The sequence below is a fragment of the Streptomyces vinaceus genome (assembly GCF_008704935.1).
Taxonomy (GTDB): domain Bacteria; phylum Actinomycetota; class Actinomycetes; order Streptomycetales; family Streptomycetaceae; genus Streptomyces; species Streptomyces vinaceus.
Map to the genome: position 1 here is coordinate 5802657 of NZ_CP023692.1, position 20878 is coordinate 5823534.

Below are 20878 nucleotides of genomic sequence, written 5' to 3' on the forward strand. Positions count from 1 at the left end.
CGAGGTCAGGTCTACGCGTCCACGCGTTCGTGCGTGCTCGGGAGGAAAGCCATGAAGGCCCACGACGGGATGTACATCGACGGCGCATGGCGGCCCGCCGCCGGACGCGAGCGGATCGAGGTGGTCAACCCGGCCGACGAGCAGGTCATCGCCGGGGTCCCGGCCGGGAACGCCGACGACGTGGACGCGGCCGTACGCGCGGCACGCGCCGCCTTCCCCGGCTGGGCGGCCACCGCTCCGGCCGAGCGGGCCGCCCTGATCGGGGCGCTCCGCGACGTGCTGGTCGCCCGAAAGGGCGAGTTCGCCGAGCTCATCACCGCCGAACTCGGCTCCCCGCGGGGCTTCTCGGAGATGGTTCACGTGGGCGCGCCGATCGCCGTGTCCTCCTCCTTCGCGGAGCTGGGCGCCTCGTACGCCTTCGAGGAGAAGATCGGCAACTCCACCGTGCTGATGGAGCCGGTCGGCGTCGTCGGGGCCATCACCCCCTGGAACTACCCGCTGCACCAGATCGTTGCCAAGGTGGCACCCGCTCTCGCCGCCGGCTGCACCCTCGTCCTCAAGCCGGCCGAGGACACCCCGCTGACCGCGCAGCTCTTCGCCGAAGCCGTGCACGAGGCGGGCATTCCGGCGGGCGTGTTCAACCTGGTGACCGGGACCGGCCCGGTCGCCGGCCAGGCGCTGGCCGCGCACGAGGGAGTCGACCTCGTCTCCTTCACCGGCTCCACCGCGGTCGGCAGGCAGATCGGCGCCACGGCCGGCGCCGCCGTCAAGCGCGTCGCCCTCGAACTCGGCGGCAAATCGGCCAACGTCATCCTGCCCGGGGCCGACCTGGCCAAGGCCGTCGCGGCGGGCGTGGGCCACGTCATGAACAACTCCGGCCAGAGCTGCAACGCGCTCACGCGGATGCTCGTCCACCGCGACCAGTACGAGGAGGCCGTCTCGCTCGCGGCCGCCGCCGTCGCCAAGTACCCCTCGGGCGACCCCACCGACCCGGGCACCCGCCTCGGCCCGGTCATCAACGCCAAGCAGCGCGACCGCGTGCGCGGATACATCAGGAAGGGCGTCGAGGAGGGCGCGCGCCTCGTCGCGGGCGGCCCCGAGGCGCCGTACGAGCGCGGGTACTTCATCGCCCCGACCGTGTTCGCCGACGTCACGCCCGAGATGACCATCGCGCAGGAGGAGATCTTCGGCCCGGTGCTCTCGATCCTCTCGTACGAGGACCAGGACGAGGCCCTGCGCATCGCGAACGGGACCGTCTACGGCCTGGGCGGCGCGGTGTGGGCGGCGGACGAGGAGACGGCGGTCGCCTTCGCGCGGCGCATGGACACCGGCCAGGTGGACATCAACGGCGGTCGCTTCAACCCGCTCGCACCCTTCGGCGGCTACAAGCAGTCGGGGGTCGGACGCGAGCTCGGCCCGCACGGCCTGGCCGAGTACCTCCAGACCAAGTCGCTGCAGTTCTGACCGACCCGACCGCAAACCCTCCTGCCGAGAGACGGAAACGACCATGGTCCGCGCCGCCATCCTGCCCGCCGTCGGAGCACCGCTGGACATACGGGAGATCGTCCTGCCCGATCCCGGCCCCGGGCAGGTCCGGGTACGGCTCGCCGCAGCCGGTGTCTGCCACTCCGACCTCTCCCTCACCGACGGCACCATGACGGTCCCCGTCCCCGCCGTCCTCGGTCACGAGGGCTCGGGGACGGTCCTCGCCGTCGGCGAGGGCGTCACCCACGTCGCCCCCGGCGACGGCGTGGTGCTCAACTGGTCCCCGTCCTGCGGGGAGTGCCACCACTGCTCGATCGGCGAGGTCTGGCTCTGCTCCAAGGCGCTCAGCGGGGTGGGGGCGGTCTACGCCCACGACGCCGAGGGCACGCCGCTGCACCCGGGGCTGAACGTGGCCGCCTTCGCCGAGGAGACGGTCGTCGCCGCCCGCTGCGTGCTGCCCGCGCCCGCCGGGATCCCGCTCGCGGAGGCGGCCCTGCTCGGCTGCGCGGTCCTCACCGGCTACGGCGCCGTGCGCAACAGCGCCCAGGTACGCCCGGGCGAGTCCGTCGCCGTCTTCGGCGTCGGCGGAGTCGGCCTGGCCGCGCTCCAGGCCGCGCGGATCGCCGAGGCGGGCCCGATCGTGGCCGTCGACGTCTCCCCGGCCAAGGAGGAGCTGGCCCGGGCGGCCGGGGCCACCGAGTTCGTGCTCGCCTCCGACACCACCGCCAAGCAGATCCGCGCCCTCACCGGCGGGCAGGGCGCCGACGTCGCCGTCGAGTGCGCGGGCCGTGCGCAGTCCATCCGTGCGGCCTGGGACTCCACCCGTCGCGGCGGGCGCACCACGGTCGTCGGGATCGGTGGCAAGGACCAGAAGGTGGGCTTCCACGCCCTGGAGATCTTCCACTTCGCCCGCACCCTCACCGGCTGCGTGTACGGGAACAGTGATCCCGCGCGCGATCTCCCGCTGATCGCCGAGCACGTCCGCGCGGGCCGGCTCGACCTCGGCTCCCTGGTCACCGACCGCATCACCTTGGACGGCATCCCGGCCGCCTTCGAGGCGATGCTCGCCGGCAAGGGCGGCCGCTCGCTCGTCGTGTTCTAGCCGCCAGCCGCCAGCCGCCAGCCGCCAGCCGCCAGCCGCCAGCCGCCGGCCGTCTAGCCCGCGGCCCGGCCCGTCAACGCCTCGTGCTGGAGGGCCAGTCCGTCCAGCAGGGCGGCCAGGCCCGTCTCGAACGCGCCCTCGTCCACCTCGCGCCGGCGCTCCGCCAGCAGGTGGGCCTGGCCGAGGTGGGGGTAGTCCGACGGGTCGTACGCGGCCTCGTCGTCCACGAAACCCCCGGCGAACGAGGCCACCGCCGAGCCCAGGATGAAGTACCGCATCAGCGCGCCGATCCGCGTCGCCTGGGCCGGCGGCCACCCGGCCGCCGTCATCGCCCCGAACACCGCGTCCGCCACCCGCAGCCCCGCCGGACGCCGGCCCGGGCCGCGCGCCAGCAACGGCACGATGTTCGGGTGGTCGGCCAGCGCGTCCCGGTACGAGTGGGCCCAGTCGTGCAGGGCGCCCCGCCAGTCCCGGCCCGCTCCCGGCTCGAACATCGACAAGTCGACTCGGGCGCTCACCGCGTCCGCGACCGCTTCCAGGATCTCGTCCTTCGTGCGGAAGTGGTTGTACAGCGAAGGCCCGCTGACCCCCAGCGCGGCGGCCAGCCGCCGCGTCGACACCGCCTCCAGCCCCTCCGCGTCCACCAGCGCGCCCGCCGCCCCGACGATGAGGTCCCGACTGAGGAGGGGCTTGCGCGGTCTGGCCATGCGCCACATAGTAGGGCCTGCCCGCCATAAACTACCGGTGCTAGTTAACCCTTCCGGGTCGACCCGCGCCGGACCGCCCGGAGGTGCCCGGTGAACCTGGAGCTGAGCGAGGAACAGGAAGCCGTACGCCGGCTCGCCCGCGAGTTCACCGAGCGCGAGATCGCCCCGTACGCGGCCGAATGGGACCGCGCCGAGAGCGTGGACCGGGCCGTCGTCAGGAAACTCGGCGACCTCGGCTTCCTCGGCCTGACCGTCCCCGAGGAGTACGGCGGCTCCGGTGGCGACCACCTCGCCTACGTCCTCGTCACCGAGGAGCTCGGCCGCGGCGACTCCGCCGTGCGCGGCATCGTCTCCGTCTCCCTCGGCCTGGTCGCCAAGACCATCGCCGCCTGGGGAACGGAGGAGCAGAAGCGGGAGTGGCTGCCCCGCCTCTGCTCCGGCGAGGCGCTCGGCTGTTTCGGCCTGACCGAACCCGGTACGGGCTCCGACGCCGGCAGCCTCACCACCCGCGCCGTGCGCGAGGGGGACGCGTACGTCGTCAGTGGCAGCAAGATGTTCATCACCAACGGCACCTGGGCGGACGTGGTCCTCCTCTTCGCCCGGACCGGCGAAGAGCCAGGCCACCGCGGCATCTCCGCCTTCCTCGTCCCCACCGACACCCCCGGACTCACCCGCCGCGAGGTCCACGGCAAGCTGGGCCTGCGCGGCCAGGCCACCGCCGAACTCGCCTTCGACGGGGTCGAGGTCCCCGCCTCCGCGATGCTCGGCCCCGCGGGCAAGGGCTTCTCCGTGGCCATGTCGGCCCTGGCCAAGGGCCGGATGTCGGTGGCCGCCGGATGCGTGGGCATCGCCCAGGCGGCGCTGGACGCCGCCGTCTCGTACGCCGCCCAGCGCGAGCAGTTCGGCAAGCCGATCGCCCACCACCAGCTGGTCCAGGAGCTGATCGCCGACATCTCGGTCGACGTGGACGCGGCCCGGCTGCTCACCTGGCGGGTCGCCGATCTCGTGGACCGCGGGCAGCCCTTCGCCACCGAGTCCTCCACCGCCAAGCTCTTCGCCTCCGAGGCCGCCGTGCGCGCCGCGAGCAATGCCCTCCAGGTGCACGGCGGTTACGGCTACATCGACGAGTACCCGGCCGGCAAACTCCTGCGCGACGCCCGCGTGATGACCCTGTACGAGGGCACCAGCCAGATCCAGAAGCTGCTGATCGGCCGCGCCCGCACCGGGGTCTCCGCTTTCTGAGTACCTACCTGAGTACGTGAGCCGAGGCGCGGCCCGGCCCCGCCGCCCGATGCTGGGCCCATGAACGAGACACCGGTCAAGCAGCGCAACTCGGCGGCGTACTACGGTCAGGCGGTCGCCTCCTTCGCCATCGCCATCTGTGCCGTCGCCGTCGGGATCTACCACCTCCAGGTGGACGGCTGGGTCCGCGCCTTCCTCGGTATCGCGGTCCTCTACCTGACCACCTCGGCCTTCACCCTCGCCAAGGTGGTCCGGGACCGCCAGGAGCTCACCCAGATCGTCACCCGGGTCGACCAGGCCCGGATGGAGAAGATCATGGCCGACTACGACCCCTTCCAGCCGAAGGTCTGAGCGGAGGCCGGTGTCCTCCAAGGCTGCTAAGCGCTTGCTCACCCTCCGGTAAGGTGTTCCTTCCACAGGACGAAGAGGGTGAGCGAGCGATGGACAGCGCGGAGGAGACGACCGGCGGCTACCGGCCGTGGTCGGAGGTCACCCCCGACGCCGCACGGCGGCTGCTCGTCGCCGCGGTCGAAGCGTTCGCGGAGCGCGGGTACCACGCCACCACCACGCGTGACATCGCGGGACGGGCCGGGATGAGCCCGGCCGCGCTCTACATCCACTACAAGACCAAGGAAGAGCTGCTCCACCGGATCAGCCGCATCGGCCACGACAAGGCCCTGGAAATCCTGGAGACCGCCGCGCACGGCCCGGGTTCGGCCGCCGAGCGCCTCGACGCCGCCGTCCGGTCCTTCGTGCTGTGGCACGCCGCGCACCACACCACCGCGCGCGTGGTCCAGTACGAGCTCGACGCCCTCGCCCCGGAGCACCGCCTGGAAATCGTCGAACTGCGCCGGCGGAGCGACGCCGCCGTACGCCGCATCCTCGCCGACGGGGTCGCGGCGGGGGAGTTCGACGTTCCCGACGTCCCCGGCACCACCCTCGCCGTCCTGTCCCTGTGCATCGACGTGGCCCGCTGGTTCAACACGGCCGGCCGCCGCACGCCCGACGAGGTCGGTGGACTCTACGCCGACCTCGTCCTGCGCATGGTCGGAGCGGCCCCCGGCGGATCCGCCGGATCCGCCGTGCCTCAGAAGTAGTACCGGGACACCGACTCCGCGACGCACACCGGCTTGTCGCCGCCCTCGCGCTCGACCGTGACCGTCGCCGTGACCTGGACCCCGCCGCCCGCCTCCGTGACCTCGGCGATCACGGCGGTGGCGCGCAGCCGCGAGCCGACCGGCACCGGCGCCGGGAAGCGCACCTTGTTCGTACCGTAGTTGATGCCCATCTTCATGCCCTCGACCCGCATGATCTGCGGGACCAGGCTCGGCAGCAGCGACAGCGTCAGATAGCCGTGGGCGATGGTGGAGCCGAAGGGCCCGTCCGCGGCCCGCTCCGGGTCCACGTGGATCCACTGGTGGTCACCGGTGGCGTCGGCGAACAGGTCGATCCGCTTCTGGTCCACTTCCAGCCACCCGCTCGGACCCAGCGGTTCCCCGATCCCTGCGCGCAGCTCCTCGGCGGACGTGAAGATCCTCGGCTCGGCCATGCGTCTCCCTCTCCCTGGCGATCTCGGGCGAATAAGCGCTTGCTCAGCGCGCTGCTCAGCATGCTGGGGCCGCATGTATCTGTCAACGACACGTCTGTCAACGAATGTCGGACCGGCCGACTACCCTCGGCGTCGTGCCGCAGATTCCCGAGAAAGTCCACGAGCTCACCGTCGGCCAGCTGTCCGCCCGCAGCGGCGCTGCCGTCTCCGCGCTGCACTTCTACGAGACCAAGGGCCTGATCAGCAGCCGCCGCACCACCGGCAACCAGCGCCGCTACAGCCGCGACGCGCTGCGCCGGGTGGCCTTCGTACGCGCGGCCCAGCGCGTCGGCATCCCGCTCGCCGCCATCCGCGACGCCCTCGCCCAGCTCCCCGAGGGGCGCACCCCCAACCGCGAGGACTGGGCCCGGCTCTCGGAGGCATGGCGCGCCGAACTCGACCAGCGCATATCCCAGCTGGCGCGCCTGCGCGACCACCTGACCGACTGCATCGGCTGCGGCTGCCTCTCCCTGAAGAACTGCGCCCTGTCCAACCCGGACGACGTCTTCGGCGACCGGCTCACCGGCTCCCGGTTGTAGCAGCCGCGTCGACAGCGGCGATGTCGCGGGCCGCGGTCACCAGCTCGGCGTTCGAGCGCGCCGGACGGCCGTCCGGCAGGTGCAGTACGTCGCCCAGGCCGGTCCGCGCCGCCGCGCCGCACCGCGCGGCCAGCCGCAGCACCGGCCAGGCGGCGGCCTCCCGCCCGAACAGCAGCAGCGGTACGGGCGGCAGCCAGCGCAGCCCCGCCACCAGCGCCGGATCGGCGGCGGCCAGTTCCACCGCGAGCCGGATCCGCGCGGGATCCCGTACGGGCCAGGCCAGGAACCGGGCCAGCGGCCCCGGCTCCGACCCCGACCCCGACCCCGACCCGGCGTCGTCCTCCCCGCCCAGCGGAACCACCGCGTCCACGGCCACGCCCCGCGCCAGCAGGGCCCGCCCCAGCTCCTCGGCCCCCGGCTCCGCGAAATGCACCACCGCCCGGTCCGGCAGCACCGTCCACGACCGGACCCGCTCCAGCCGCCCCGCCGGATCCGGCTCGGCCCCGATCCCCGCGGACACCGAAAGCGGTACGAAGACCCCCGCGCCCCGCATCGCCTCCAGCAGCGGCCCGACGACCCGGGGAGACAGGCTCTCCCGGCCGCACGGGGTCCGCGGATGGACCAGCACCTCCCCGGCCCCGGCGGCCACCGCCGCCAGCGCCGACTCCACCAGATCGGGCGGGGACAGCGGTACGGCGGCGCCGTCGGCGGCTCCGCGCCCCCCGTTGAGCGACACCAGCACCGGAGCCGGCACCCGATCGGGCTCCTGATCCGGCACCTGACCCGGCGCCGGACCCGGCCCCGCCGCCCCGCCTCCCCGCACGCTCATGCCGCCCCGGCCGAAGCGGGGTCGGCCATCGACACCGCGTCCGCCAGCGCCGGCCTCGGCACGACGATCCCGCAGCCCGCGCACACCGGCCCGTCCCAGGCCCATGCCCCCTCCCAGGCACGATGCCCCGCACGGGGCCCCCGTCTCTGCCCCGGCCCGTGCGCGGGCCAGCGCAGCTCCTGCTCCCCGCAGACCGGGCAGCCCGTCCCCGGCTCCGACTCCAGCGCCGTCACCAGCCGCCGCAGCACCTCGCCCAGCGCCCCGTCCGGCCGTACGCCCGGATCGGCGCACCGGACCACCGCGTCCCCGCTGCCGCCCCACGCCCACTCCGGCCGGCGCAGCCCGTGGTGCTTCTCCCGCCGGCGCCGCTCCGCGAACTGCCTTTCGTACTCCAGCCAGACCGCCCGCGCGTCCTCCAGCTCCTCCAGCGCGGCCACCAGCCGCTGCGGATCCGCCGCCCGGTCCTCGGGGGCGATCCCGTGCCGGTCGCACAGATGCCACCACGTCGCCCGGTGCCCGTACGGAGCGAACCGCTCCAGGCAGCGGCGCAGCGAATGGCGCCGCAGAGCACGGTCATTGCGTGCGTCCCGCACCTGGTACGCCAGACTTCGGAATCCCGCCATCACACCTTCACCTCCGTCGCGCCCACGCCCGCACCGGGGGGCGTCGTACTACCTCGAACGACGACGCACCGTGAGATGTGCCCAACATGCCCGGCCAGGTGCGGGCGCATGCGGGGGCGGTCGAGGCGTACGGGTGGCACGTGGCCGGAAGTCAGCGCCCCATGCGCCCCGCGGCAACCACGAGCCGGGCCAGCTCCTCGTGGCAGATGTCGCTGTGCGCCCCCGACGGCGGACCCCCGCGGCGCACCACCGACCCGGTGTCCACACTGACGCAACCGGCCTGCGGCACCCCCGCGCTCAGGGCCGCGTCGAGGGTGAGACGCGGCGCACCCGACACCGCCTGCACCCCGTCGTGACCGATCGCGCCCCACCGCTCGCCGAAACCGAGGAGACCGGCCGAATCACCTGCCATCCGCGAGGCCAGCGGATAGAAGACCTTGAGGGCGGAGTCGTACGGGGAGTGGCAGGCGACCACCGGGCCGTCGACCTTGCGCTGCATCCCGCGCAGGGCGCCGCCGCTGCTGTTGTCGTAGGGGAGCCGGTCGGCGAAGGAGTAGTGGGAGAAGGCCCCCTGGAGCAGGGTCGCGGACTTCACGTACCGGGCGCCGTCCGGCACCGCGCGCAGCGAGAAGGACACCACCCGGGCCCCGAAGCTGTGGCCGATGAGGTGGATGCGCAGGGCCGGGCGGCGGGCGGCCAGGTCGGCGAGGACCGGGCCGAGGCCGTGCTCGCCGACCACTCCGGCCCGTTTCTTCATCTGGTAGTACGTGGCCTGCCGCAGCAGTTCCTTGGCGCCGTTCCACAGCGAGCGCAGGCCGCCGCCCGGGGAGAAGCCGGGCCCGGCGGCGCCGCCGGGCAGCCCGCCCGCCTCGACCAGCCCCTCGGTGAGGGCCCGGCACACCTCCAGTACGTCCTCCGTGAAGATCGCGGGCACCGCGGGAGCGCCGGTGGCAGCGGCAGCGGCGCCCACCCCGCTCACCGCGGCCGTCGGGTCCGTCGGGTCCACCGCGTCCACGCCCGCCAGCTCCCGGACCAGCGCCCCGAATTCGGTGAACGCGGCCTGTGACTCCGGCCGGTCCTCCAGCAGTTCGGCGACCCGGTCCAGCTCCGCCACCCGCCCCGGCCAGAACTCCCCGAGCGCCCGCAGCGTGGCGGGGTCCAGGGCCGTGCCGTGGCCCGGTTCGGCGAGAGCGCCGTGCGGGTCGAAGTCGGGGATCGGCTCGTCCGAGAACCGGATCGAGGGCCAGACGACACCCACGAACCCCAGCCGCACCCCCGGCCCCACCAGCCTCGGGAAGGGTGCGTAGAAGCGGTCGAAGAGCCGGGTCGATGTCGACCGGTCGCTGTTCCAGCCGTGGGCGAAGACCAGCAGGTCGGTGGCCTCCAGCAGGCCCACCGCGTCCCGGGTGCCCGGGTCCGCGTCCCCGTCGGCGTCGAAGGTCAGCTCCGCGTACGGACCGACTCCGATCCCGCCGCCCGCCGCCGTTGCGTCCGACATGAGGTCTCCCCTCCGCGCCGTCTCTCCGGTGCCGTCCAGCATCCTGCCGGTGCCCTTACCCGGCCAGACCCCGGTGCCCACGGATCCACGGGAACTCACGCGGATCCACGGGAGTTCACGGATAGAGCAGGTACCGCCCCCGCACCGCCGCGAACCGTTCCAGGCCCGCCGCCCAGTCGCCCGCGATCTCCTCGACCCCCGCCCCGGCGTCGATCATCTTCCGGACCCGGTCCGTTCCGGTCAGCTGGTCGATCCAGTGGTCCGTGCGCCACGCGAAGCCGCTCCAGGCCCGCTTCGCGGTCACCAGCAGCCCGATCCCCGCCCGCACCGGATCGAAGGCCGCCCGGTCGTGCACGATCAGCCGGACCCCGCCGCACACCTTCCCGGTGAACTTGGAGAAGGCCGGGGTGAAGTAGGCCTCCCGGAACCACACCCCGGGCAGGCCGAGCTCCTGGGCCGCCTCCGCCCACCGCCGGTCGACGCCCTCCGCGCCGACCACCTCGAAGGGTGTGGTCGTCCCGCGCCCCTCGGACAGGTTGGTGCCCTCGAACAGGCAGGTGCCGGCGTACGCGAGGGCCGTGTCCGGCGTGGGCACGTTCGGGCTCGGCGGCACCCAGGGCAGCCCGGTCGCCCCGAAGAAGGAGTCCCGCCGCCACCCGGTCATCCTCACGGTGCTCAGCCTGACCGGCTTCGACGCCAGGAACTCCGCGTTGAACAGCAGGGCCAGCTCGGCCACCGTCATCCCGTGCGCGAGCGCGACCGGCTCGCGGCCGACCCCGCTCGCGTACGCCGCCTCCAGCACGGGCCCGGCCGCGCGGCGGCCGCCCACCGGGTTCGGCCGGTCCAGTACGACCACGGCCTTGTCCGCCAGCGCGGCCGCGCGCATGCAGTCGTACAGCGTCCAGATGTAGGTGTAGAAGCGCGCCCCGACGTCCTGGATGTCGAAGACGACCGTGTCGATCCCGGCGGCGGTGAACAGGTCCGCGAGCTTCTGCCCGCTCTTGCCGTACGTGTCGTACACCGGCAGGCCGGTCGCCGGATCGCGCCCGGCCGCCTCGGAGCCGCCCGCCTGAGCCGTTCCGCGGAACCCGTGCTCCGGCCCGAACACCGCGACCAGCTTCACCCGCGCGTCCGCGTGCAGTACGTCGACGAGGTGGCGGGCGTCGGCGGTGATCCCCGTGGGGTTGGTGACGACGCCGACCCGCTGACCGGCGAGCAGCGCGTAGCCGTCGGCGGCGAGCTGCTCGAAGCCGGTGCGGACCCGGCCTGCGGCCGCGTCCGCCCGGTCCGGGTCCGCCCGGCCCGCGTCCGCCCGGTCCGGGTCCGCTCGGTCCGGGGCGGGGCCCGGCGCCGCTCCCACCGCTCCCAGGGTGCCCAAGGCCCCTGTGGTCCCCGCCAGTCCCAGCAGCCCCCGTCGCGACAGCGTCATCCCGCCACGCTAGGTGCCGCCCCCCTTCCACCCCGACATACCGACCGGTTAGTCTGCCCGGCATCCGGCCGTGAGCCCGTTGAAAGGTGATCCCGTGAGCGCGTACCTGGACCAGCGAGTCGTCGTCACCGGCGCGGGCGGCGGCATCGGCGCCGCCCTCGCCCGCCGCTTCGCCGCCGAGGGGGCCACGGTCGTGGTCAACGACCTCGACGCCGCCAAGGCCGCCGCGGTGGCGGGCGAGATCGGCGCCAGGGCGATCGCGGTACCCGGCGACGCCTCGGCCGTCGTGGCCGAGGCCCGCGAGGCGCTCGGCGGGCGGGTGGACGTCTACTGCGCCAACGCCGGACTCGGCTCGGGCGGCGACGCGTTCGCCGACGAGGCCGTCTGGGAGGCGGCCTGGGACACCAACGTCATGGCCCACGTACGCGCGGCCCGGCTGCTGCTGCCCGAGTGGCTGGAGCGCGGCAGCGGGCGCTTCGTCTCCACCGTCTCGGCCGCGGGACTGCTGACCATGATCGGGGCGGCGCCGTACAGTGTCACCAAGCACGGTGCGCTCGCCTTCGCGGAGTGGCTCTCGCTGACCTACCGCCACCGCGGCCTCCAGGTCCACGCCATCTGTCCGCAAGGGGTCCGCACCGACATGCTGACGGCAGCGGGCTCGGCGGGCGAACTCGTCCTCGCGCCGACCGCGATCGAGCCGGAAGCGGTCGCGGACGCGCTGTTCGACGGCATGGAGAAGGGCCGGTTCCTGATCCTCCCGCACCCCGAGGTCGCGGACTACTACGCCGCCCGCGCCACCGGACCGGACCGCTGGCTCGGCAACATGAACCACATCCAGCAGAAGTGGGAGACCAGGTGACGCAGCCGAACCAGCCCTCCGGCTACGCGGCCAAACCCTGGCTGGGGCTGCTCAGCCCGGCCCAGCGCGCCCCCGTCTCCCCGCCGCCGAGCCTGCTGCACGCCTTCCGTGAGGCCGTCGCCAGGGCCCCCGGGCGCACCGCGCTGGCCTACTTCGACGGCCGCGTCGGCTACGCGGAGACCGACGCGCTCTCCGACTCCGTCGCCGGCCACCTCGCCGCGCACGGCATCGGCCGCGGCGACCGCGTCGCCGTCATGCTCCAGAACACTCCGCACTTCGTGCTCGCCGTCCTGGCCGCGTGGAAGGCCGGGGCGGTGGTCGTCCCCCTCAACCCCATGTACAAAGCGGGTGAGATCGGGCACATCCTGCGCGACTCCGGAGCCGCCGCGCTGGTCTGCGACGGCCGCACGTGGACGGCGTACGGGGCCGAGGCGGCCCGAGGCACCGCCGTACGGATCGCCCTCACCGCCTCCGACCGGGACTTCCAGACCCGCGACGACCCGCGCGTCTTCGCCCCGGCGGAACCGGAGGCCGCACCGGAGGCCGCATCCGAGGCCGCACCGGAGCAGGCCCCGGCGGAGCCCGCCGACCCCCCGGCCCCCGCCGACCCACCCACCCCCGCCGACCTCACCGCCGTGGCCCGCCGGGGCCACCCCGCCCCGCCCGACCCCGGCCTCACCGCCGCCGACACCGCCCTCATCAGCTACACCTCCGGCACCAGCGGCACCCCCAAGGGCGCCATGAACCCGCACGGTGCGCTCACCCACAACGCCGTCCGCCAGGTCACCGGGCACCCCCTCCCCGAGGGGGCCACCTACTTCGCCCTCGCCCCCCTCTTCCACATCACCGGCATGGTCTGCGAGCTCGGCGCCTGCTTCGCCAACGCCGGCACCCTCGTCCTCGCCCACCGCTTCGAGGCCGGCGTCGTCCTCGAAGCCTTCCTGGCGCACCGCCCCGCCTACACCGTCGGCCCGGCCACCGCCTTCATGGCCCTCGCCGCCCACCCCGAGGCCACCGCGGACCACTTCTCCTCGTTCCAGGTGCTCTCCTCCGGCGGCGCCCCGCTCCCGCCCGCCCTCGTCGAGCGCCTGCGCGCCGCGTACGGGTTCTACCTGCGCAACGGCTACGGCCTCACCGAGTGCACCGCCCCCTGCGCCTCGGTGCCCGTGCACCTCGAAGCCCCCGTGGACCCCGGCTCCGGCACCCTCTCCGTGGGCCTGCCCGGCGCCGACACCCTCGTACGGATCCTGGACGAGCAGGGCGCCGAGGTGCCCTTCGGCGAGACCGGGGAGATCGCCGTCCGCGGACCCCAGGTCGTCCCCGGCTACTGGGGACTGCCCGCGGACACCGCCAAGGCCTTCCCGGACGGCGAACTGCGCACCGGCGACGTCGGGTTCATGGACGCGGACGGCTGGCTCTACGTCGTCGACCGCAAGAAGGACATGATCAACGCCTCCGGGTTCAAGGTCTGGCCGCGCGAGGTCGAGGACGTGCTCTACACCCACCCCGCCGTACGCGAGGCGGCCGTGGTCGGCGTCCCGGACCCCTACCGCGGCGAGAGCGTGAAGGCGTACGTGAGCCTGCGCCCCGGCACCTCGGCCGAGCCGCAGGAGCTGTCCGCGTACTGCGCCGCCCGCATCGCCGCGTACAAATACCCGCGGGAAGTGGAGATCCTGCCTGTCCTGCCGAAGACGACCAGTGGCAAGATCCTGCGACGGGAGCTGCGCGACCGCGGCTGAAAACAGCCGTACGGTCGTACAGCCGCTCGTCCAGCTGGTCGTACGGACCAGGGAACACGGAAGGGAAGGTCAGCGCCATGGCCGCCAGGACCACGGAGCCCGAAGGCACGCACGAGACCCCGGTGCCGCAGCGGCTGCTGGCCGTCGCCACCCGGCTCTTCGCCGAGCGCGGCTACGACCGCACCTCCGTCCAGGAGATCGTCGAGGCGGCCGGCGTCACCAAGGGCGCGCTCTACCACTACTTCGGTTCCAAGGACGACCTGCTGCACGAGGTCTACGCACGGATGCTGCGCCTCCAGCAGGAGCGCCTCGACGCGGTGGCCGGTTCCGGAGCCCCGGTCGAGGAGCGGCTGCGCGCCGCGGCCGCCGACGTGGTGGTGACCACCATCGAGAACCTCGACGACGCGGCGATCTTCTTCCGGTCGATGCACCAGCTCAGCCCGGAGAAGTTCAAGCAGGTACGGGCGGAGCGCCGGCGCTACCACGAACGGTTCCGGGCGCTGGTCGAGGAGGGCCAGCGCACCGGGGTGTTCTCCACCGCCACCCCCGCGGACCTGGTGGTGGACTACCACTTCGGCTCCGTCCACCACCTGTCCACCTGGTACCGGGCGGACGGTCCGCTCACGCCGCAGCAGGTCGCCGATCACCTCGCCGACCTGCTGCTGCGCGCCCTGCGCCCGTAGCGGGAACCGCTACGGGGCCACCTTCAGCAGCTTGTTCGCCGTGCCCGCAGAAGGGTTGGTGACCGCGCCGCTCGTGGCCGCGGCCGTCAGCGCCGCCGCCGTCTGCGCCGGGGTCGCGGACGGGTGCCCGGCCAGGTAGACCGCCGCCGCGCCCACCACGTGCGGGGTGGCCATGGAGGTGCCCGAGATGGTCTTCGTACCGGTGTCGCTGTCGTTCCAGTCGGACGTGATGTCCGAACCCGGCGCGTACAGGTCCACCACCGAGCCGAAGTTGGAGAACGAGGACTGCTGGTCGTCGATGGTGCTCGACGCCACGGTGATCGCCTCCGGGACCCGCGAGGGCGAGCCCTGCCCGGCGTCCGCCGACTCGTTGCCCGCCGCCACCGCGAAGGTGACACCCGAGGCGATCGCACGGCGGACCGCCTCGTCGAGCGCCTCGTCCGCGCCGCCGCCCAGGCTCATGTTGGCGACCGACGGACCCGAGTGGTGCTGGGTGACCCAGTCGATTCCGGCGACCACCTGCTCGGTGGTGCCGGAGCCGTTGTCGTCCAGCACCCGCACCGCGACCAGCTTCGCCTTCTTGGCGACGCCGTGCGCGGTCCCCGCTATGGTGCCGGCGACGTGCGTGCCGTGGCCGTTGCCGTCGTCGGCCTTGTCGTCGTTGTCCACCGCGTCGAACCCGGACGTGGCGCGGCCGCCGAAGTCCTTGTGGGTCGTCCGTATGCCGGTGTCGATGACGTACGCCGTCACGCCCTCACCGGCGCTGTCGGGGTAGTTGTACTTCTTGTCGCCCGCCTTGGCGCTCTGGTCGATCCGGTCCAGACCCCAGGACGGCGGGTCGTCCTGTGTGGCCTTGATGGTGAACTTCTTGTTCTGCACGACCTTGCCGACCGCCGGGTCGGCGGCGAGCCGCTTGGCCTCGGTCTCGCTCAGCCCCGCGGCCGAGAAGCCGTTGACCCCGGAGCTGTAGGTGCGCTTGAGCTCGCCGCCGTACTTCTTGGCCAGCTGTTCCTTGTTCGCGGATGCGTCGAGGATGACGACGTAGCTACCGCTGATCGCACCGGGCGCGCCCAGTCCGTACACCGTGCCCTCGGCCGGTGTCGCAGCTCCCGCTAAGGGGCTGGCGACCAGGGCCGCGACGGCCGTGGCGGCCACCGCCGTGCCGACCGCCGCGTACCGGACAGTGCGCGAGCGCTTGTGAGTTGCCATCGGGAGAGTTCTCCTCTTGCTGACGTGTGGGGCGTCAAACTTTCTGGAGAACCCTGTTCCGATTGACAAGCGCAAATCAAGAACGTACCGGCGGTTCGGGGTTGTTCAACAAGGTTTCTCAAAAGGCCCCCCGCACCGCCTTCACTTCGTACACGGGTTCGCATGAACTCCCGCACGATTTCCACACGTTCAGGGGCGGGGCGCGTACTTCTTCAGCTCGCGGTGGGCCAGCGAGCGCTGGTGCACCTCGTCCGGGCCGTCCGCGAGGCGCAGCGTCCGCGCCGCCGCCCACAGTTCGGCCAGCGGGAAGTCCTGGCTGACCCCGCCCGCGCCGTGCAGCTGTACCGCGTCGTCCAGGATCCGCACCACGGCCCGCGGAGTCGCGATCTTGATGGCCTGGATCTCCGTGTGGGCGCCCCGGTTGCCGACCGTGTCCATCAGCCAGGCCGTCTTCAGCACCAGCAGGCGCAGCTGCTCCACCGTGACCCGGGCGTCCGCGATCCAGTTCTGTACGACCCCTTGCGCGGCCAGCTCCTTGCCGAAGGCCGTACGGCCCACCGCGCGCCGGCACATCAGCTCGATGGCCCGCTCCGCCATGCCGATCAGCCGCATGCAGTGGTGGATGCGGCCCGGGCCGAGCCGGGCCTGGGCGATCGCGAAGCCGGAGCCCTCCTCGCCGATCAGGTTCGCGGCCGGCACCCGGGCCCCGTCGAAGACCACCTCGGCGTGGCCGCCGTGGTCGTGGTCCTCGTACCCGTACACCGTCATCGCCCGGCGCACCTCGACGCCCGGAGTGTCGCGGGGGATCAGGATCATCGACTGCTGGCGGCGCGGATCGGCGCCCTCCGGGTCGGTCTTGCCCATGACGATGAAGATCTTGCAGTCCGGGTTCATGGCCCCGGAGATGAACCACTTGCGTCCGGTGACCACGTACTCGTCGGCCCCGTCACCGCCCGCCGACCGCTCGATGCGGGTCTCGATGTTCGTCGCGTCCGAGGAGGCCACCTCCGGCTCGGTCATCGCGAACGCGGACCGGATCTCACCGGCCAGCAGCGGTTCCAGCCACTGCTTCTTCTGCTCCTCGCTGCCGAACTGCGCGAGCACCTCCATGTTCCCGGTGTCCGGGGCCGCGCAGTTGGTCGCCATCGGCGCCAGGTGCGGGCTGCGGCCGGTGATCTCGGCGAGCGGGGCGTACTGGAGGTTGGTCAGCCCGGCGCCGTGCTCGGCGTCCGGAAGGAAGAGGTTCCACAGGCCCTGGCGGCGGGCTTCGGCCTTCAGTTCACCGAAGACGGCCGGGGTGTCCCAGGGCGAGGCCAGCCGCGCGCGCTGCTCGGCGGCGACGGGTTCCGCCGGGTACACGTACGCGTCCATGAACGCGAGGAGCCGCTCGCGGAGTTCCTCGGTCCGGGCGTCGAATGCGAAGTCCATGGGTGTGTCTCAGCCTTCCTGGCCGTTTTCGGATGCCCGCAGGCCCTGGAGGGCGGTCAGGCCGTGCTCGATGAAGACCGGGACCAGGTCGCCGATCCGGTCGAAGCCGGCGCCGACCGTCTGCCCGAGCGTGTAGCGGTAGTGGATGCCTTCGAGGATCACCGCGAGCTTGAACCAGGCGAAGGCGGTGTACCAGGCGATCGCTCCGGTGTCCCGGCCGGAGCGGGCCGCGTACCGCTCGATCAGCTCGGCCGGCGCGGGGTGGCCGGGCGCGCCGCTCGTCGTACTGACCGGCGAGTCCGTCAGCCCCAGGTCGGAGCTGTACATGACCAGCAGGCCGAGGTCGGTCAGCGGATCCCCGAGCGTGGACATCTCCCAGTCCAGCACCGCCCGGATCGTGTCGTCCGGACCGCCGATCAGCACGTTGTCCAGCCGGAAGTCCCCGTGCACCACGGTCGGGGCGGGGGAGACGGGCAGGGAGCGGCCGAGCGCGGCGTGCAGCTCGTCGATGCCCGCGAGCTCGCGGCCCCGGGAGGAGTCGAGCTGCTTGCCCCAGCGCCGCAGCTGCCGGTCGAGGAAGCCCTCGGGCCGGCCGAAGTCGCCCAGGCCCACCGCCTGCGGATCCACCGCGTGCAGGTCGACCAGCGTGTCCACCAGGCCCAGCACCGCCCGCCGGGTGCGCTCGGGGCCGAGGGCGGCGAGCTGGCCCGCGCTCCGGTACGGGACCCCGTCCACGTACTCCATCACGTAGAACGGCGCCCCGAGGACCGACTCGTCCTCGCACAGGAGCACTGGCTCGGGCACCGGTACGGCCGTGCCGTGCAGCGCCCGGATGACCCGGTGCTCGCGCTTCATGTCGTGCGCCGTGGCCAGCACATGGCCCAGCGGAGGACGGCGCACCACCCAGCGACCGGTCCCGTCGGTGACCTCGTACGTGAGGTTCGAGCGGCCCCCTTCGATCAGCCGGCCGCGCAGCGCCCCGGCCACGAGCCCGGGCCGCGCCCGGTCGAGATGACCGCGCAGCCGCTCCAGGTCGAGGCCCGGGGGGCCGGCCGAAGCGGACTCTGACGCTGACGCTGAGGTCATGGTGCGCACCTCCGTACGGAGTGGACGGGACGGGACGAACGAGAGACATCATGCCGACCAGTCGGTATGTCGTCCAGTGTGCCGGGCACACGCGTGCGGGCCGGAGGGAAATCCTCCGGCCCGCACGCGGATCAGGACGGCCGCAGCACGCGCGTCACACGCCTCACGCGTGACACAGGATCGGCGTCCCGCCGTTCATCACGGTCATGTCCTGGAGCACCGCCAGTATGTTCAGCGGCGCCCCCTCCGGCTCCCCGGCCAGCTCCGCGTACGCCCGGTGCACGTTCGCCACCAGCCGCTCGCTCTCCCGCCAGGCCGCGAACTCCCCGAGGTCGGCCCCTTGCGCCGTCTCCAGCGGGGTCAGCCCCTTCGCCCTGCCCTCCCGGGCCAGTTCGGCCACGTACCGCAGGTAGCGCTCGGTGGCCCCGTACGCGGAGGGGTCCGTCAGCGGGCCGTGGCCCGGTACGACGGTCTCCGCGTCCAGCGAGCGCAGCAGCTCCAGGGCCCGCAGCGAACCGGCCAGCGAGCCCATCGCGAGGAACGGCGTGCCCTCGGCGAAGACCAGGTCGCCCGTGAAGACGATCCCCTGGCGCGGCAGGAACACGATCGAGTCCCCGGTGGTGTGCGCGACGCCCGGATGGATGACCCGGACCTCCGTCCCGCCGAGGTGGAGGGTCGTCCGGTCGTTGTACGTGAGGTCCGGTGCGGTGATCTCGACCGAGCCGAAGTCGGTGGCGGGCCAGATCAGCTCCAGCTGGTGCCCGGCCGCGATCTGCTCGGTGCGCGCGTTGTCGTGCCCGAGGATCAGCGCCTCGGGGGCGAAGACGGCGTTGCCGTACGTGTGGTCGCCGTGGTGGTGGGTGTTGACCACCGTGCGCGGCAGCGGCACCCCGGCGCCCGCGATCGCCTCGCGCAGGGCCAGGGCCCGCCGCTCGGTGGCGGCGGTGTCGATGAGCAGGGTCCGGCCGCCGTCGCTGACGAAGCCGGCGTTGTTCAGGCACCAGCCGCCGTCCGGCTGGACGTAGGCGTACACCCCGGCCGCGGGCTGGACGAGGTACGGCTCTTCGGCGGTCATGACTGCTCTCCCCGGGTCGCTCTGACAAGCGGTCAGCATCCTGCCAGTCATGGCGCCGCCGGGGGAGGGCGGGGGTCGGCCGACCGGGCGGCCGGCCGGGGTGCGTCCGCCGCCGTCAGTGGTCGTCGTAGTGGCCGTCGTGCTCGGCGTGCCGGTGCCCGTCGTGCACGTAGTCCACGTGGTCGCCGTGCTGCACCGCCTCGTGCCCGCACGCCGGTCCGTGCGCGTGGTCGTGCTCCTCGTGGGCGGCGTGCCCCGCGGGCTCGCACTCGTCCCAGTGCCCCGCGTGCTCGCGGTGCAGGTGGCCGTCGTGCGCGTAGTCGACGTGGTCGCCGTGGGACACCTCGGTGTGGCCGCAGTCGGGGCCGTGGGTGTGGGCGTGGGTGGGGTGTTCCTGGTGCGTGGTCGTCATGGCGCCGAGGCTAGTGCGGAACGCCCCGTATCGCCTGTTATGTCCCGGTCGGCACGGACAAGCCGGATCATCCGATCACCGGCTCAGAAGATGACCGCCACCGCGAACACCGACAGCGCCACCGTGCAGGCCACCGCTGCCAGCGCCGACCGCGCCGCGAGTGCCGGCGGTCGGGCCGCCGCCAGCTGCCGCACCCGCCGGTGCGCCACCCCCAGGAACGCCAGCCAGACCAGCACGATCACCGCGGCCCCGAGCACCTCCACGGGCGAGCCCGACCCGCGCAGCGCCGTCCGCAGCGCCAGTACCGCCGTCACCGAGCAGGCCAGCGTCGTACGCCGCCACGCGAGCCGGGTCCGTTCGGGCTGCAGCCCCGCGTCGCGGGCCGCCGCCTCGCCGGAGGCCGTCACCGTCCGCTCGTCCAGCCCAGCAGCACCACCAGCACCATCGCCACCGCGACCAGTCCCACCCCCAGGCTCAGCACCACCGGGAACCGCGAGATCGGCAGGTCCTCGCCCCGCCGCATCGCCCGCTCGCACTTCACCCAGTGGTTCACCGCCCGCAGCGCGCAGGCGGCGCCCACCGCGAGCAGCGCGAGCGACATCCCGACCCGCACCCCCCAGCGCAGGTCCGGCAGGAACTGGTCCACCGCGAATCCGCCGCCCACCAGGGCGAGGGCGGTCCGGATCCAGGCCAGGAAGGTCCGCTCGTTGGCCAGCGAGAACCGGTAGTCGGGGGTTTCGCCCTCGTCCCGCACCCGCTGCGGCGCGAACCAGAGGCGCACGTCCTTGACGAAGTCGATCACCCGGTCAATCTACTGGCCGCTCCCGGTGCGCGCGCAGCCGCCGGTACGCCTCCAGCCCGTCCGGCACCCACTCCCACTCCCCGTCCGCGACCCGCGCGGCCAGCTCCTCCTCGGAGAGCCACGCGTGCCAGGCCACCTCCGACTCCTGCGGCCGCACCGGCAGCTCGCAGCGCACTTCGTGCACGTACGACCACCAGGCCCCGCCCGGCCCCTCGTACAGGAACTTGAACAGCGGCACCGGCTGCGCCAGCCCCGCCACGCCCAGTTCCTCCCCGGCCTCCCGCAGCGCGGCCTCGGCGTAGCTCTCGCCGGCCCCCACCACCCCGCCCACGAACATGTCGTAGGCGGAGGGGAAGACCAGCTTCGACGCCGTCCGCCGGTGCACGAAGATCCGCCCCTGCGCGTCCCTGGCCTGGACGAACACGCACCGGTGGAGCAGCCCGCCCGCGTACACCTCGCCCCGCGGGGCCCGCCCCGTCACCCGGTCGTCCCGGTCCACCACGTCCAGCACTTCGTCAGCAGCACTCACACGAACCATCCAAC

23 protein-coding genes are annotated in these 20878 nt (G+C 73.3%); 9 read left to right on the plus strand and 14 right to left on the minus strand.

Annotated elements, in window-relative coordinates; genetic code table 11:
* The first annotated feature begins 51 nt into the window (after positions 1-51).
* Positions 52-1464 carry an aldehyde dehydrogenase family protein gene (locus CP980_RS26155; RefSeq protein ID WP_150529212.1) on the plus strand — a complete coding sequence of 471 codons (1413 nt, stop codon included), beginning with the start codon at positions 52-54 and terminating at the stop codon, positions 1462-1464.
* Positions 1465-1507: 43 nt separating this feature from the next.
* Positions 1508-2587: a Zn-dependent alcohol dehydrogenase gene (locus CP980_RS26160; protein WP_123515216.1), complete on the plus strand. Its 1080-nt coding sequence runs from the start codon at positions 1508-1510 to the stop codon at positions 2585-2587.
* A 53-nt stretch (positions 2588-2640) separates the two neighbouring features.
* On the opposite strand, the gene CP980_RS26165 is transcribed toward CP980_RS26160, so the two are convergent.
* A complete protein-coding gene (locus CP980_RS26165; RefSeq protein WP_150529213.1) occupies positions 2641-3294 on the minus strand; it encodes a TetR/AcrR family transcriptional regulator in 654 nt (217 codons plus the stop codon).
* 90 nt (positions 3295-3384) lie between these two features.
* Here CP980_RS26165 and CP980_RS26170 point away from each other — a divergent pair, with 90 nt between their 5' ends.
* The 3 genes from CP980_RS26170 (at position 3385) to CP980_RS26180 (ending at position 5633) form a co-directional block, all read left to right on the plus strand.
* Entirely contained in the window at positions 3385-4536 is a 1152-nt protein-coding gene (locus CP980_RS26170) for an acyl-CoA dehydrogenase family protein (protein ID WP_132760454.1), read from the plus strand.
* Between the two features lie 60 nt (positions 4537-4596).
* On the plus strand, positions 4597-4887 hold the full coding sequence (locus CP980_RS26175) for a YiaA/YiaB family inner membrane protein (RefSeq protein WP_099893599.1): 291 nt from the start codon (positions 4597-4599) through the stop codon (positions 4885-4887).
* A gap of 89 nt (positions 4888-4976) precedes the next feature.
* Positions 4977-5633 (plus strand): TetR/AcrR family transcriptional regulator, encoded by a 657-nt coding sequence (locus CP980_RS26180; RefSeq protein WP_132760453.1) that lies wholly within the window; start codon positions 4977-4979, stop codon positions 5631-5633.
* Here the strand turns inward: CP980_RS26180 and CP980_RS26185 are convergent.
* The gene (locus tag CP980_RS26185) at positions 5624-6085 is read right to left on the minus strand and encodes a MaoC family dehydratase (RefSeq protein ID WP_123515222.1); all 462 of its coding nucleotides are present in this window, start codon (positions 6083-6085) and stop codon (positions 5624-5626) included. The genes CP980_RS26180 and CP980_RS26185 overlap by 10 nt on opposite strands.
* A gap of 134 nt (positions 6086-6219) precedes the next feature.
* On the opposite strand from CP980_RS26185, the gene soxR reads away from it, so the two are divergent.
* Positions 6220-6663, plus strand: coding sequence for a redox-sensitive transcriptional activator SoxR (gene soxR / locus CP980_RS26190; RefSeq protein WP_099895846.1), 444 nt, complete (start codon positions 6220-6222; stop codon positions 6661-6663).
* On the opposite strand, the gene CP980_RS26195 is transcribed toward soxR, so the two are convergent.
* From CP980_RS26195 to CP980_RS26210, 4 genes are all read right to left on the minus strand, one after another.
* The gene (locus CP980_RS26195) at positions 6644-7417 is read right to left on the minus strand and encodes a 3-keto-5-aminohexanoate cleavage protein (protein WP_229907178.1); all 774 of its coding nucleotides are present in this window, start codon (positions 7415-7417) and stop codon (positions 6644-6646) included. The two genes, soxR and CP980_RS26195, sit on opposite strands and share 20 nt — an antisense overlap.
* Positions 7418-7488: 71 nt before the next feature.
* Positions 7489-8115 (minus strand): hypothetical protein, encoded by a 627-nt coding sequence (locus CP980_RS26200; RefSeq protein ID WP_099895848.1) that lies wholly within the window; start codon positions 8113-8115, stop codon positions 7489-7491.
* Positions 8116-8266: 151 nt separating this feature from the next.
* Complete coding sequence (locus tag CP980_RS26205; RefSeq protein ID WP_132760451.1) at positions 8267-9613, minus strand: serine-threonine protein kinase; 1347 nt, start codon at positions 9611-9613, stop codon at positions 8267-8269.
* A 115-nt stretch (positions 9614-9728) separates the two neighbouring features.
* Positions 9729-11042, minus strand: a complete 1314-nt coding sequence (locus CP980_RS26210; protein WP_132760450.1) for an exo-beta-N-acetylmuramidase NamZ family protein — start codon at positions 11040-11042, stop codon at positions 9729-9731.
* Positions 11043-11136: 94 nt separating this feature from the next.
* Here CP980_RS26210 and CP980_RS26215 point away from each other — a divergent pair, with 94 nt between their 5' ends.
* From CP980_RS26215 to CP980_RS26225, 3 genes are all read left to right on the plus strand, one after another.
* Positions 11137-11901 (plus strand): SDR family oxidoreductase, encoded by a 765-nt coding sequence (locus tag CP980_RS26215; RefSeq protein ID WP_132760449.1) that lies wholly within the window; start codon positions 11137-11139, stop codon positions 11899-11901.
* On the plus strand, positions 11898-13640 hold the full coding sequence (locus tag CP980_RS26220) for a class I adenylate-forming enzyme family protein (protein WP_132760448.1): 1743 nt from the start codon (positions 11898-11900) through the stop codon (positions 13638-13640). The genes CP980_RS26215 and CP980_RS26220 overlap by 4 nt, the downstream gene beginning before the upstream one ends.
* 77 nt (positions 13641-13717) lie before the next feature.
* Positions 13718-14323 (plus strand): TetR/AcrR family transcriptional regulator, encoded by a 606-nt coding sequence (locus CP980_RS26225; protein WP_099893605.1) that lies wholly within the window; start codon positions 13718-13720, stop codon positions 14321-14323.
* A gap of 9 nt (positions 14324-14332) precedes the next feature.
* Here the strand turns inward: CP980_RS26225 and CP980_RS26230 are convergent, their stop codons facing one another.
* From CP980_RS26230 to CP980_RS26265, 8 genes are all read right to left on the minus strand, one after another.
* The gene (locus CP980_RS26230; protein WP_132760447.1) at positions 14333-15532 is read right to left on the minus strand and encodes a S8 family peptidase; all 1200 of its coding nucleotides are present in this window, start codon (positions 15530-15532) and stop codon (positions 14333-14335) included.
* 189 nt (positions 15533-15721) lie between these two features.
* Positions 15722-16960 (minus strand): acyl-CoA dehydrogenase family protein, encoded by a 1239-nt coding sequence (locus CP980_RS26235; protein ID WP_132760446.1) that lies wholly within the window; start codon positions 16958-16960, stop codon positions 15722-15724.
* 9 nt (positions 16961-16969) lie between these two features.
* On the minus strand, positions 16970-18046 hold the full coding sequence (locus CP980_RS26240) for a phosphotransferase family protein (RefSeq protein WP_132760445.1): 1077 nt from the start codon (positions 18044-18046) through the stop codon (positions 16970-16972).
* A 163-nt stretch (positions 18047-18209) separates the two neighbouring features.
* Positions 18210-19121 carry an MBL fold metallo-hydrolase gene (locus tag CP980_RS26245; protein ID WP_132760444.1) on the minus strand — a complete coding sequence of 304 codons (912 nt, stop codon included), beginning with the start codon at positions 19119-19121 and terminating at the stop codon, positions 18210-18212.
* Positions 19122-19236: 115 nt separating this feature from the next.
* Entirely contained in the window at positions 19237-19533 is a 297-nt protein-coding gene (locus CP980_RS26250; RefSeq protein ID WP_099893610.1) for a hypothetical protein, read from the minus strand.
* A gap of 83 nt (positions 19534-19616) precedes the next feature.
* Positions 19617-19940: a DUF202 domain-containing protein gene (locus CP980_RS26255; RefSeq protein ID WP_132760443.1), complete on the minus strand. Its 324-nt coding sequence runs from the start codon at positions 19938-19940 to the stop codon at positions 19617-19619.
* A complete protein-coding gene (locus CP980_RS26260) occupies positions 19937-20335 on the minus strand; it encodes a YidH family protein (RefSeq protein WP_099893612.1) in 399 nt (132 codons plus the stop codon). Before CP980_RS26260 ends, CP980_RS26255 begins: the two co-directional genes overlap by 4 nt.
* A gap of 4 nt (positions 20336-20339) precedes the next feature.
* Positions 20340-20873, minus strand: a complete 534-nt coding sequence (locus tag CP980_RS26265) for an NUDIX hydrolase (RefSeq protein WP_150529216.1) — start codon at positions 20871-20873, stop codon at positions 20340-20342.
* Positions 20874-20878 lie beyond the last annotated feature (5 nt).